The following is a 13,570-nucleotide window of genomic DNA, read 5'->3' on the forward strand; positions in this document are numbered from 1 at the left end:
GTGATCACTGTGGGAGTCGAGGAGGAGTACCTCCTTCTCGATCCGGACACTGGCCTGCCGGTGCCGCTGGCCGAAGAGGTACGGGGATCGTCCGGTCTTGAGCCGGTCGTGGACCGGCGGGAGGTACAGGCCGAGCTGCTGCAGGCACAGGTGGAGGTCGCCACTCCGGTGTGCACCGACCTCAAGGAGGTCGGCGGTCATCTGCTGCGCCTGCGGCACGCGCTCGGCGCGGCGGCCGAAGAGTTCGGCTGCCGGCTCGCCACCTGCGCGACAGCGCCGTTCAGAGAGGTGGCGCCGCCCCTGGTCACCCGACAGCCGCGCTATCTCGCCATCCAGTCCCAGGCCCCGCAACTGGTCGCGGAGCAGCTGGTCAACGGTATGCACGTACACGCGGCCGTGTCCGATCCGGAGATGGGCATCGCCGTCCTGAACCGGATCCGGGTGTGGCTGCCCGTGCTGGTGGCCATGTCGGCGAACTCACCGCTGTGGGACGGCCACGACACCGGGTTCTCCAGCTGGCGCACCGTGATCTACGGCCGCTGGCCGGTCAGCGGGCCCCCGCCACATTTCGCCGACCTGGCCGACAACGAGCGGCGGGTCCGGGCACTGCTGACGGCCGGGATCATCAGCGACCCGGGACAGCTCTACTGGCAGGCCCGGCTCTCCGACCGGTACCCCACAGTCGAGGTGCGGTGCATGGACGTGCAGCTGAGGGCCGACGACGCCGTCATGTTCGCGGGCATCGTGCGCGCCTTGGTCGCGACGGCCGTCAGTGACGAAAAGGCCGGCGTGCCGCCTGTCCAGTGCGCACCGGAACTGCTGCACGGCGCGAACTGGTACGCCGCGCGGGACGGCATCAGCGGTTCACTGGTCGCCCCCGACGGGAAGCTCCGCAGCGCGGGCGATGTGCTGTGTCAGCTGATGGACCACCTCGCACCCGCCCTGGAGGAGTCCGGAGACGCGCGGGAGGTGACCTCGCTGGTCCACCGGCTCTTGCAACAGGGCACGCCCGCCGACCTGCAGCGACGCGCGCTGGCCGAGGGCGGCATGCGGGCGCTGATAGACCTGGTCACCATGCAGGGCACACGTCAGTAGCCGGCGCGGTAGCGCGGCCGCGAAGCGCCGATGCGTGCCTGCCTCACGGCCGGCGAGACGTGCACCAGGGGTTCGCGCGAGGGCGCGGGCAGGCCGACTGCCGTGGTCAGCGACTGCGCCAGGCCCTCGACCGTACCGGTGTGGAGGTTCCACGGTTCGTGCTCGACCGGGGTGTCCCAGATCAGGCCGGCCCGGCGCGTGAAGGCGTGCCACCGGGTGGTGAGCCACACATCGCGCTCCGACGGCGCCGGGAGCGGTTCACCGCGTCGCACCGTCAGGCGGTACGAGGCTCCGCCGCCGCGGCGCATGCCGGAGTAGAAGCACACGCCGTCGTCGCGTCGCAGCGTCAGCGATCCCGAGTGGTACGGCAGCCCCACGGCTCTCGCGGCGAGCATGGCCGCGCAGCTCACCTCGATCGTGAGAAACCACAACGCCCGGCACCCGTCGGGGCCGCGTACGTACGTCCGCAGATTCGTCTCCAGGAAACGGCCGACCGCGGGGGCGGGGGAGGCGAGCCCAGCGGCACGTACCTCAGCCATCACGAACGGCGTGAGGGTGACCCACGCGGTGTCGTCGTACGTGTCCACGGTCAGCCGGGCGGGAAGCAGCGCCTGGACGTCGGCAGGCCGGTACGGCCAGTGCACGAACGCCTGGTCCAGCCAGTCCGCGCGCATCACGAGCAGCCGAAGGTGCCGCTCCGCTTCACGGGAGACCACTCGCTCACCCATGTCTCCACCCTCACCCCGGACCGCGACCGCCACACCGCGCGTTCCTGACCTGCGACTGAGCCACCCCTTCGCCCCGCCCGTGAGCGGGGCGAAGGGGCCCCACGCCGGGGATGCGATCACTGCTCTGTTGGGGTGCTATGAGGGAAGCGGGCTGCAACCTGCCTGCTTCACAGGGCTTCGAGGCGTTTTCCCAGCCCTCTTCCTGGCTGACCGAGGAGGTGGTTGGTGATGCGAGTAGCGGTCGTCGGACAGGGTTACGTCGGACTGACGGGTGCGGTCGCGCTGGCCCTGCAGGGGCACAGCGTCACCGGCGTCGAGCAGGACCCCGGCCGGCTGCGCATATTGAACGCCGGCGAGGCGCCGGTCTTCGAACCGGGCCTGCCCCAGCAGCTGACTGCCGCGCTGGCCACCGGAAGGCTGCGATTCGTCGGCGGGCTGGCGGAGTGCCACCGGCGGACCCCCTTCGACATCGTGCTGATCACCGTGGGAACGCCGCCGGGACCCGACGGGGCCGCCGATCTGTCCCAGGTGACCTCGGTGCTCGAGCAGATCGGGAATCTGCTGCCCGTCCCGCGGGTGGTGCTCAAGTCCACCGTGCCGCCCGGCACCAGCAGCAGACTCGCCGACGCCCATCCCTGGCTGCGCGAGCGTTACGCGTACAACCCCGAGTTCCTGAATCAGGGAAGCGCCCTGGAGGACTGGGCCGCCCCCGCCCGGATCGTCGCCGGCACCTGGAGTCGCGACAGCGAACGGGCCCTGCGTGAGCTGTACGCCGGTGTGGCGAGTCCCTGGGTGGCCACGACTCCCACCAGCGCCGAGATGATCAAGTACGCGAGCAACGCCTTCCTCGCCATGAAGATCAGTTTCTCGAACGAGATCGCCCGGATGTGCTGCGGCCCCGACGTCGATGTCGACCGCGTCCTGCAGGGCGTCGGCTACGACCCGCGCATCGGTCACGCCTTCCTCCAGCCGGGCCTGGGTTACGGCGACTCCTGTCTGCCGAAGGACACGGCCGCGCTGGCCCACTGGGCGGGCAGCGTCGGCATACCGGCTCCGCTGCTGCGGGCGACGATCGCCGTCAACGACGCGCAGGCCGGACTGGCACTGCAGATGCTGCGCACCGAACTCGGCGCTGCCCTGCGGGACGCCACGATCGCCGTGCTCGGCGTGCGCTACGAACCCTGGAGCGACGATCTGCGTGCCGCCCCCAGCCGTACCGTCGTCCCCGCGATTCTCGGTGAAGCGGCACGTGTACGCGTGTGGGATCCGGCCACCGACCCGGCGGCCGTCGCCGCACTCTTCCCGGCCGCGAACCCGGCCCCCGACCTGTTTGGTGCGGTCAGTGGCGCCCACGCCGTCGTCCTGCTGACCGAATGGCCGCAGGCCATCGAGGCGGACTGGCCGCTGCTGGCCTCACGGCTCGCCGAGCCGCGCCTGCTCATCGACGGCAAGAACTGCCTGCCCCCGGAGCGGATGGCCGGTCTTCCCGTCCGTTACCGGAGCATCGGTACCAGGGTCCCCGTCCCCGCCACGACCGCCACTGCCGAGCCCCAGCTGGAAGCGACCGACGGCGCGGGCCCCACCGCACCGGCTTGAGCGGATTAGGGCCATAACATCCCTTATCGAGTAGGGCGTGGACAGCTCCATGACTACGGCGATGAGGAGAGCGTTCAGGTGAAGCAGTCGCCTGCCCAGGACTGGGGCCCCGAGCCCTCGGCGTGGGCGCCCATGCGCCGCCCGGTGTTCCGGGCGCTGTGGATCGCCCAGTTGGCGGCCAACATGGGCACCTGGATGCAGACCGTCGGAGCCCAGTGGCTCATGGGCGACCTCGGGGGCGGCGCGTTCGAGGTCGCCCTGGTGCAGACGGCGACCACCCTGCCGGTCTTCGCGCTGGTGGTTCCCGCCGGGGCGTTGGGGGACATCCTCGACCAACGGCGGCTGCTGCTCGGCGGGCAGCTTCTGATGTTCCTCGGCGCGGCGGGGCTGGCGGGCGTCACGGCGGCCGGCGCGGCGACCCAGGGCCTGCTCCTCGGACTGACCGCGCTGATGGGGGTGGGTGAGGCGTTCTGCATCTCCTCGTTCCAGGCCATCCAGCCCGAGCTGGTCAGCCGTGAGGAGATCCCGCAGGCCGCCCTGCTCAACAGTGCGAACGGCAATGTGGCGCGGGCCGCGGGGCCCGCTCTCGGCGGCGCGATGATCGCCGCCACCGGCCCCGAGGCCACATTCGCGCTCAACGCGCTGTCCTTCCTCGGCGTCCTGATCGTGCTGTACGCGTGGAAGCGTCCGGTGACCCACCGGCCCCTCGGCTCCGAGCACATCCGTGACGCCATCAGGGCAGGCGCCCGCTACGTCCGCAGCGCGCCCCTGTTCGGGGCGGTCATCGGCCGCTCGGGCCTCTTCATGATCTTCGCCGGAGGTCTGTGGGCGCTGCTCCCGACGGTCGCCAGGGGGCCGCTCGGTCTCTCCGCCGGCGGCTACGGTCTGCTGCTCGCCAGCGTGGGGCTCGGCGCTGTCCTGGGGGCGGTTCTGCTGCCGTCGGTCCGCTCGCACCTGAAGACGAATGTGCTGGTGACGGGCGCCATGGTGGTCTACGCGGCGACGATGGCGGTGATCGGCCTGGTGCCGTCCGCGCTCGCGGTCGCCGCCGCCTTGATCGTGTCCGGTCTGGCGTGGGTGGCGGTCCTGTCCACGCTCTCCGCCTCGGCGCAGGTGCTGCTGCCCGCCTGGGCCCGGACCCGCGGTCTCGCCTACTACCAGCTGGTCTTCATGGGCGGGCAGGCGCTCGGCGGGGTGGGGTGGGGCATGGCCGCCGACCGGCTGGGCGTGGGCACCGCGTTCGTGGTGTCGGGCATCGGCCTGCTGGTGACCACGGTGGTGGGCACGCGGGTGCTTCCCATGCCGTCCGGCCCGGTCGACGTACGCCCGGCCCAGATCTGGGCGGATGTGCCCGATGTGGCGGTGCCGGGACGGGACGCCGGGCCGGTGCTGGTCACCGTCGAGTGGCGGGTGGACCGGGGGAACGCCGAGGCTTTCATCGAGGCGATGCGGCCGGTGGGCATGTCCCGCCGGCGTACGGGCGCGTCGTTGTGGGGCCTGTTCGAGGACATGGCGGATCCGACACTCTTCCTGGAGACGTTCACCGTGGGCTCCGAGCGGGAGCATCTGCGCCTGATCATGGAACGCGGGACCAAGGTGGACCAGGAGCTGGAGGCCCGGGCCCTGGCCCTGACGCGGCCGGGCTCGAAGCCGTTCGTACGCCACATGATCTGGGCGTACGCCTCGGGCCGGGACGAGGAGCTGTCCTCGTTGCCGTGACGGACGCCGGAACAGCTCACGCCCGGCCACCTGAATATCTGTCGTGGTGACGGTAGACATCTGGGTTCTCGGTGATTAGAGTTTCTGGCGTAGCGAAGGAAGTCAGCACAGCGCGGCAAAGACGACCGGCGCGCGGTGCGACGGCACCGCATGGAGCAAGGAAATTGGAATTGATCAGCAAGGGAGGAGCAGACGCCATCAGGATCGCCTGAGTGAGGTTCGAGTTCGCTCAGGTACCGCAGACCCCGGATTGAGAGGTGGTCCCCGGTCAGGCATCCCAAGTCACCGCATCTCCGGCCTCCCCGGCGGACATGCGGAATACAGGAGTCGGTGCCAAGCGCCGACAGATGGTGTTGAACCCCTATGGCCCCGGTGCCGGACGCACCGGGGCCCCTCCATGTCCCGGCGGACATCTCGGGTCAGCGTGCGACGTACACGACCCACATCTGGCCGGAAGCGAACATCATGCGCTTGCCGTCCGGGGCCGTGAACGTGGTCCGGGACTCGGCGTCGTCCCTCGACCATCGCGTGTCGTACGCCTTGCCGTCGCGCAGGACGGTCGCGGAACCGGAGCCCACGGTCTCGGTGAACGGTGTCCTGTTGCCCGAGCGGTCACCGAAGTCCGACGGGCGCACGGTCACTTCCTGCATGACGACGGTGGCCGCGGCCAGCCGGTCCCCTTCGGTCGTACGGGCAGGGGCACCGTCCATCTCCACCAGCCAGCGCCTCTGGTCGGCGGACCACGTGAAGGCGAAGCTCGCCGACGGATAGCGCACCGTCCGCTCGTTGGCGGTCGTGCCGCCGGCCGGCGCCGGGCCGAAGCGGAGCCCGATGTCCTCGGCGGCGTTCGTGCCGGAGTCGGGGTGGGGTATGTTCCCCGGCCGCAGATACAGGTTGTGCGGCGCCGGCCGGTCGCTGCCGCGGAAGTACGCGTTCGGTGCCTCCGAGGGCGACAGCGCGTTCAGTGGCGCCGCCTCGATGAGCGGCGTCAGCCTGCTCTGCGCGCCGGAGTAGGCGAGCGTGGGCCGGTCGAACTGCCGAAGCAGCTCCAGGTCCGACTCGCGGGCGCTGCGTACCGGGCCGATGACGGGCGGCACATCGGACGAGTAGACGGCGAGTATGCGGCTGAGACCGGCTTCCACCTGCTCCAGGTAGACGATGTCCGCCTGCTCCAGGCCGGTCGGCGGCCGCGCCGCCCCGACATTGTCGATCTTCACCGCGAGGACCCGCGCACTGGACGAAACACGGTTGTCCGGCGCCGGAGTGGTCTCCTGCGCGCCGCCGCCCCCGCCTCCGCACGCCGCCACGATCAGCAGCGCCAGCGTGGCGAGTGAGGCTGCGGCCGGTCTCTTCGCGCGGGCTGTACGCATGGCTGTCACCTTCCGATTCGGACCGGGAGGCGCACCGCTCCTTGACCGGAGCGACGACGGCTCCCACATCAATCATCACGCTGTTCGAAGGGTTGCCGGTTGCGCTTCACGGCGGCAGGCACCACACACCGGAAGGCACCGCACAGGGGATGCGGGCGCACCCTGGGTAGAGAGACGATGGGAGCCAACGGTGGCGGGCGGAAGGAGCCCGGGATGCGCGCAACCGAACCCGTCCCTGCCCACCCTGATCAGCCGGGGGGCGCTCCGTCCGGATCGGGGGGTTTGCTGGACCTGCTGAGCGTCGCGGCCGTGGTGCTGGACGCGCGCGGGCGGATCGTGCTGTGGAGCCCGCAGGCCGAGGAGTTGTTCGGTTACTCCGCCGACGAGGCGCTCGGCCGGTACGCGGCCCGGCTGCTGGTCCAGGAGAAGCACCTGGAGCTGGTGGACGGCCTGTTCGAGCAGGTCATGGCAGGAGGGGCGGGCTGGGCGGGCGTCTTTCCCATACGCCACAGAGACGGCAGCACGCGGCTGGTGGAGTTCCGCAACATGCGGCTGGAGGACGACCGCAAGGACCTCTACGCCCTGGGCCTGGCCACCGACCAGGCGACGCTGCGAAGGGTGGAGCGCGATCTCGCCCTGTCCACCCGGCTGGTCGCCCAGTCACCGATCGGCCTGGCGGTCGTGGACACCGATCTGCGGTACGTCACGGTCAACCCGGCACTCGAACGCATCAACGGTCTGTCCGCCGCCGAGCATGTCGGCCGCAACATCCACGAGGCTCTGCCTTTCCTGGACGCAGAGTCCATCGAGGCGGCGATGCGTGAGGTCCTGGCCACGGGTGTCCCGATCGTCGACCGGGAGTCCATCGGGCGTACCGCGGCCGACCCGGAGCACGAGAAAGCCTGGTCGGTGTCCTTCTACCGGCTGGAGGCGTCCAACGGGAAAGTGCTCGGGGTGGCCACCTCGGTCGTGGACGTCACCGAGCGGCGGCGCGCCACGATCGAGGCCGCCCAGGCGCGCCAGCGCCTCGCCCTCGTCGCCGACGCCTCCATCCGCATCGGTACCACGCTCGACCTCGACGAGACCGCCCGCGAGCTGGCGGAGGTGTCGGTGCCGGAGCTGGCCGACGTAGCCGCCGTGGACGTCCTCGACAGTGTCCTGAACGGCCGTTCGGCCGTGACCGCACAGACAGGGCCCGCGGTGTTCCGGGCCCTCGCCGTCGCCAGTGCGTACCCCAGCGAGGCGGTAGGTGCGGCCGACCCGCCGGGTGAGGTGGCCCGGTACGAGGCCGACCGGCTGGTCACCCGGTGCGTCAACACCGGCCGCCCCGTCCGCGTGCCCCGCGTGAGCAGCGACGACCTGCGGTACATCGCCCGCAGCCCCGAGGCCGCCGGGCTCCTGGCCACCGCGGGACTGCACTCCTACCTGGCCGTGCCGCTGATCGCACGCGGCAAAGTACTCGGAGCCCTCGACCTCAAACGCACCAGCAACCCGGAACCCTTCAGCGCCGACGACGAAGTACTCGCCGGTGAACTCGCCGCGCGGGCAGCCGTGTGCATCGACAACGCGCGCTGGTACCGCCAGGCCCGCAACACCGCACTCACCCTCCAGCGCAGCCTCCTGCCCGAGCAGCCGCCGCACCAGCCCGGCCTGGAGATCGCCAGCCGCTACCAGCCCGCGCAGGCGGCCGACGAAGTGGGCGGAGACTGGTTCGACGTCATCCCGCTGACCGGCGACAAGAGCGCACTGGTCGTCGGTGACGTCATGGGCAGCGGCATCAGCGCCGCAGCCATGATGGGCCAACTGCGCACCGCCACCCGCACCCTGGCCGAACTCGACCTCGACCCGGCCCAGGTGCTGCATCATCTCGACCGCATCACCGACCGCATGGGGCAGACCATCACGACCTGCATCTACGCCGTCTACGATCCGCATCAGGCGCAGTGCCTCATCTCCAACGCCGGCCACCTGGCGCCCGTTCTGATACGTCCCGGCCGTGCGCCCGAACTGCTCGACCTGCCCACCGGCGCTCCCCTCGGCGTCGGTCACGTCACCTTCCACACCACGACGCTGGCCCTGCGTCCCGGCGACCGGCTGGTCCTCTACACCGATGGCCTGGTCGAGACTCGTGACCAGGCCATCGACGAACGGCTGGGCGTTCTCCTCGGCCACCTCAGCGCCCCTGACGGCTCTCTGGAAGAAACCTGCGACCTGCTCCTGCACGCCCTGCGGCACCCGGGAGACCACGACGACGTAGCGCTGCTCATCGCCCGGGCCACGGTCATGGCCGGCTGACCCGGGCGTCGCCGGAGACGGGCGCCCGTCCCCGGCGACGCTGACAGTCACTCACGGCAGCACCCACTTCTGGTTGGGTCCGGTGTGGCAGCTCCACAAGTGGACGCGGGTGCCGTCATTCCAGGTGGCACCCTCGGCGTCGAGGCACTTGCCGGACTGCGGGTTGCGTACGGTCCCGTCGGCCTGGGACGCCCACTGCTGCGCGCCGGTGCCGTTGCACGTCCACAGCTGGGTCTTCGTCCCGTCGGCGGTCCCGCCGCCGCTGACGTCCAGGCACTTGCCCATCGCACGGAAGGTGCCGTCGCCGGGCAGCGTCCACTGCTGGGCGCCGCCGCCGTTGCACGTCCACAGCTGGACCCGGGTGCCGTCGCCGGTCGCGCCGCCGGCGACGTCCAGGCACTTGCCGTTGACGCCCCTGACCTCCCCCGTGCGAGGACCCGGCTGCGTACCGCCGGACGTCTTGACGCGGACGTTGCGGAAGGACACCTGGTCGCCGTCGCCGTGGTTCTGGATTCCGATGTGCCCCTGGCGCAGGCTGCGGGCGGGATCGGTGTTGGTGAAGTCGTTGACCTTACGGCCGTTCAGGAAGACCTCCAGCCGTTCGCCCGTTACGCGGATCTCGTACGTGTTCCATTCGCCGGGCGGGTTGAGCGCGGCGTCGCGCGCGGCGACGTCGGCGGACTTGAACCCGTACACGGATCAGGTCGTCCGGTCGGCGCTGTCCGTGGCGTCGATCTGGATCTCGTACCCGTTGCTGACCGCCGACCAGGGATCGTCGGACGCCGGGAAGCCCACCAGGACCCCGGAGTTGTCGTCGCCGTCCATCCGCCAGTCGAGCTTGAGGGAGTAGTCGCCGGTGAACTCCTTGGCGGAGTACCACAGCATCCCGAGCCCGCCCTGGGAGGTGAGTGTGCCGTTGGCCAGCGTGAACGAACCGGGGCCGGCCTGCTTCCAGCCGGTCGTGCCCGTACCGTCGAACAACGGCGTGTACCCGGTCTCCGGACGGCAGTCGGCCTCCGTCATACCGGCCGCCCAGCGGATACCGCCGAGCAGGTGCCTGCGGAAGGCCGGTTCGGTGAACGACTCGTCGGTGTGACCGCCACCCGTATAGAAGGCCCGGCCGCCCTCGTACCCCTTGCACCAGGAGATCGGGTGGTCGCCGGACATGTTGCCGCCCGAGTAGCTGGACTCGTCGAGCGAGGCCAGGACGCGGGCCGTCGTACGCGGGTTGGTGCGGTAGTTGTACCACTCGTCGAAGCGCTGCCAGGCGGCGCCGAGATGGGCGGTGGCGTCGTGCGCCCGGTCCTCCACCTTGACCGTCGCCGTCTGGTTGTGCGGATGGGAGTGGAACAGGGCTCCGGCGAGTCCGGCGTAGAACGGCCAGTCGTACTCGGTGTCGGCAGCCGCGTGGATCCCGGCGTAGCCGCCCCCCGCCTTGATGTACTGCTCGAACGCCGTCTGCTGCGTGCCGTTCAGCACGTCCCCGGTCGTCGAGAGGAAGACGACGGCCTTGTACTGGGCGAGGTTGGCGGTGGTGAACGCCGCGGAGTTCTCGGTGGCGTCCACGGTGAAGTTGTTCGCGCCGCCGAGCTCGCGCAGAGCGGCGAGACCGTCGTCGATGGAACCGTGGCGGAATCCCGCCGTCTTGGAGAACGCGAGGATCTTGTACGCCGGATCGGCCGCGGCCGGGGCCGCGGTGCGAGCGGGTGCGTCCGGTGCCTGGGTGCCGGTGGCCACGGCGGGCACGGCGGCCACGCACAGCAACGCTCCCGCGAGCAAACAGCCGGCCTTGGTGAGGGTAGTACGCATATCGGTTACGCCTCCTCTCCTGCTACGGCAGGGTCCACTTCTGGTTGGGGCCGGTGTGGCAGGTCCACAGGTGTGTGCGCGTGCCGTCGTTCCAGGTGCCGCCCTCGGCGTCGAGGCACTTCCCCGACTGCGGGTTGCGTACGGTCCCGTCGGCCTGGGACGCCCACTGCTGCGCGCCGGTGCCGTTGCACGTCCACAGCTGGATCTTCGTACCGTCGGCGCTCCCGCCGCCGCTGATGTCCAGGCACTTGTCCATCGCCCGCAGCGTCCCGTCGCCGGGCAGTGTCCACCGCTGCGCGGCGCTGCCGTTGCAGGTCCACAGCTGGGTCTGCGTGCCGTCGGCCGGCGACCCGCCCGCGACGTCCAGGCACTTGCCGTTCACACCCTTCACCTCACCCGTGCGGGTAGTGGCGCCCGAGGTGGTGAACCGGAAGTCGTCGACGTCGAAGAGCGCGCCGAAGCCGCCCTTGAAGACGAGGTACAGCGTGCTCGTACCGGCGGGCCGGTTCGTCAGCGCGGTGCTGACATCCCGGTACGCTTCCCAGCCGCCCGTCAGGGGCACGGTCGCCGTGCCCAGCACCGTGCCGGTGGCGGAGCCGGCCCGTACCTCGATCGTGCCGCCGACTCCGCCGGACGCCACCCGCGCGGTGAACCGGGTCGCGTCGTCGAGGGCGTACGGCTTGAAGGAGATCCAGTCGCCGTTGTCGATGTGGCCGACCGTCCTGCCGCCGTGGGCCGGTGTGTGGCTGACGACCTGGACGCCCGACGAGTCGCCGTAGTGCTCGCCCTGCCGCCGGCTGGGCTGGCTGATGTGCTGGGCGTGGGTGGTCAGGGCGGGCTGGCCGTTCGCTCCCTTGTCGGTGTACTCCGCGTCCCAGACGCCGAAGATGTTCGCGTTCGGGTCGTGCTCGCCGTCCGCGATGGTCTGTACGGTGCCGGAGCAGCCGGTCGCGGAGGTCTGCGGGTGCCCGTGGCTGTCGTGCCCGACGATGAAGGTGATCTTCACCTTGGAGCAGTCGACGGAGGTGTCCTCGGGGTCGGTGACGGTCACCTTGTACGGCACGGCGGCGCCCGGGTCGATGATCCGCCCGTCCACCGGAAGCTCCAGCTTCACGGTCGGCGCGGTGTTGCCGACGGTGATCCGCACCGACGCGGTGGCGCTCTTGCCGGTGCCGTCGGAGACGGTGAGCTCGGCGGTGTACTGGCCGTTGGCCATGTACGTGTGTGACGGGTTAGCGGCGGTCGACGTGCCTCCGTCGCCGAACTTCCACGCGTAGCCGAGCGGGTCGCCGTCCGGGTCGGAACTGCCCGCCGAGGAGAACGCCACCCCGAGCGGCGCCTTGCCGGAGGTGCGGTCGGCCTTGGCCTGGGCGACGGGGGAGTGGCCGTTGGTGATGTGCTCGATGCGGTACAGCGCGGAGTTCGCGTCACCGTTGAAATAACCGGTGCCGTAGTCCAGGACGTACAGGGCTCCGTCGGGGCCGAAGGCCATGTCCATCACCTGGGTGCCGCTCCAGGGAAAGGCGTTGATGGACTGGACGGTTCCGTCGGTGCCCTGCGCTATCCGCTTGATCCACTTGCGGCCGAACTCCCCGGCGAAGAAGTTCCCGTCGTAGCTCTGCGGGAACTTCACGTCCGACGTCGAGGCTGCGTCGTAACGGTAGACCGGTCCGCCCATGGGGGACTCGGAGCCGCTGCCGAACTCGGGTACCGAGCCGCCGTCGTACGGAATCCAGGCGGGCTGGGCCGGGGGCAGGTCGGTGAGGCCGGTGTTACGGGGCGAGGTGTTCTTGGGGGCGGCGCAGTCGAACTTCGCGCCTGAGGTGCCGGTGGCGAAGTTGTAGTCGGTGTACGCGTCGTTCTTGCCGGTGCAGTACGGCCAGCCGTAGTTGCCGGCCTTGGTGATGCGGTTGAACTCGACCTGACCGGCGGGCCCCCGGCTCGCGTTCGCCGTCCCCGCGTCGGGCCCGTAGTCGCCGAGGTAGACGGTGCCGGTGGCCTTGTCGACGCTCATCCGGAACGGGTTGCGAAAGCCCATGGCGTAGATCTCGGGGCGGGTCTTCGCGGTGCCGGGCGCGAAGAGGTTGCCCGAGGGGGTGGAGTACGAGCCGTCCGCGTTCACCTTGATGCGCAGCACCTTGCCGCGCAGGTCATTGGTGTTGCCCGAGGACCGCTGGGCGTCGTACGCGGGGTTGCGGGACGGGCGTTCGTCGATCGGGGTGTAGCCGTCGGAGGCGAAGGGGTTCGAGTCGTCGCCGGTGGTGAGGTACAGGTTGCCCTGCGCGTCGAAGTCGATGTCACCGCCCACATGGCAGCAGATACCGCGCGAAGCCGGTACGTCGAGGATCTTCTTCTCGCCGGCGACGTCCAGGGTCCCGTCGGCGGCGAGAGAGAAGCGGGAGAGCCGGTTCACGCCGTCGAAGGGGGCGAAGTCGGCGGCGGTGCCGTCGCCCGGCGCGTCGCCGCCGGGGGTGCTCAGCTTCGGGGCGTAGTAGAGGTAGACGAGGCGGTTGGAGGAGAAGCCGGGATCCACACCGACGCCTTGGAGCCCTTCCTCGTCATGGCTGTAGACGTCGAGCTTGCCCGCGACCTTTGTCGTGCCCGCCGCGTCCGTGAGCCGCAGCGTGCCGTCGCGCGAGGTGTGCAGCACCGAGCGGTCGGGGAGTACCGCCATCGTCATGGGCTCGCCGGTCTCCCCGACGCCCTTGGCCAGGGTGACCTGCTGGAACTCCTCGGCCGCGGCCGCCTTCGCTGTCCCGCGGTCCGCGTCCCGGAGTGCGGCGGAGGCGGATCCTGCGGGCGTCAGGGAACCGGCGGTGAGTAACGCGGTGAGCAGGAACGCCGGGAAGAGACGGGGTCTGAACGGTTTTTTGCGCACAGAAGTCTCCCAGAGGGGGGTGGGGTGCCCGGTGGACCAGGAGGTGAGTCCTGCCGGGAGGGAGCCAGGCGCGCGCCGTC

At 70.5% G+C, this 13,570-nt stretch carries 7 protein-coding genes and 1 pseudogene; 4 read left to right on the plus strand and 4 right to left on the minus strand.

Annotation, left to right across the window (positions count from 1 at the left end):
- Positions 1 to 1,095 carry a glutamate--cysteine ligase gene (locus tag J7E91_RS03350; RefSeq protein ID WP_214898972.1) on the plus strand — a complete coding sequence of 365 codons (1,095 nt, stop codon included), beginning with the start codon at positions 1 to 3 and terminating at the stop codon, positions 1,093 to 1,095.
- Here the strand turns inward: J7E91_RS03350 and J7E91_RS03355 are convergent.
- Positions 1,089 to 1,823, minus strand: a complete 735-nt coding sequence (locus J7E91_RS03355) for a YqjF family protein (protein ID WP_214898973.1) — start codon at positions 1,821 to 1,823, stop codon at positions 1,089 to 1,091. The genes J7E91_RS03350 and J7E91_RS03355 overlap by 7 nt on opposite strands.
- Positions 1,824 to 2,051: 228 nt before the next feature.
- On the opposite strand from J7E91_RS03355, the gene J7E91_RS03360 reads away from it, so the two are divergent.
- The gene (locus J7E91_RS03360) at positions 2,052 to 3,419 is read left to right on the plus strand and encodes a UDP-glucose/GDP-mannose dehydrogenase family protein (RefSeq protein WP_214899019.1); all 1,368 of its coding nucleotides are present in this window, start codon (positions 2,052 to 2,054) and stop codon (positions 3,417 to 3,419) included.
- A 78-nt stretch (positions 3,420 to 3,497) separates the two neighbouring features.
- Entirely contained in the window at positions 3,498 to 5,138 is a 1,641-nt protein-coding gene (locus tag J7E91_RS03365; RefSeq protein ID WP_308375994.1) for an MFS transporter, read from the plus strand.
- 419 nt (positions 5,139 to 5,557) lie between these two features.
- Here J7E91_RS03365 and J7E91_RS03370 read toward each other — a convergent pair whose 3' ends face one another.
- Positions 5,558 to 6,508, minus strand: coding sequence for a DUF3048 domain-containing protein (locus tag J7E91_RS03370; RefSeq protein ID WP_214898974.1), 951 nt, complete (start codon positions 6,506 to 6,508; stop codon positions 5,558 to 5,560).
- Positions 6,509 to 6,721: 213 nt separating this feature from the next.
- On the opposite strand from J7E91_RS03370, the gene J7E91_RS03375 reads away from it, so the two are divergent.
- A complete protein-coding gene (locus J7E91_RS03375) occupies positions 6,722 to 8,803 on the plus strand; it encodes a SpoIIE family protein phosphatase (protein ID WP_214898975.1) in 2,082 nt (693 codons plus the stop codon).
- Between the two features lie 51 nt (positions 8,804 to 8,854).
- On the opposite strand, the pseudogene J7E91_RS03380 reads toward J7E91_RS03375, so the two are convergent.
- Positions 8,855 to 10,612 (minus strand): annotated as a pseudogene (locus J7E91_RS03380) (ThuA domain-containing protein).
- A 22-nt stretch (positions 10,613 to 10,634) separates the two neighbouring features.
- Entirely contained in the window at positions 10,635 to 13,490 is a 2,856-nt protein-coding gene (locus J7E91_RS03385) for a PQQ-dependent sugar dehydrogenase (RefSeq protein WP_214898976.1), read from the minus strand.
- Positions 13,491 to 13,570 lie beyond the last annotated feature (80 nt).

This window comes from Streptomyces sp. ISL-99 (assembly GCF_018614005.1).
GTDB classification, from domain to species: Bacteria; Actinomycetota; Actinomycetes; order Streptomycetales; family Streptomycetaceae; genus Streptomyces; species Streptomyces flavidovirens.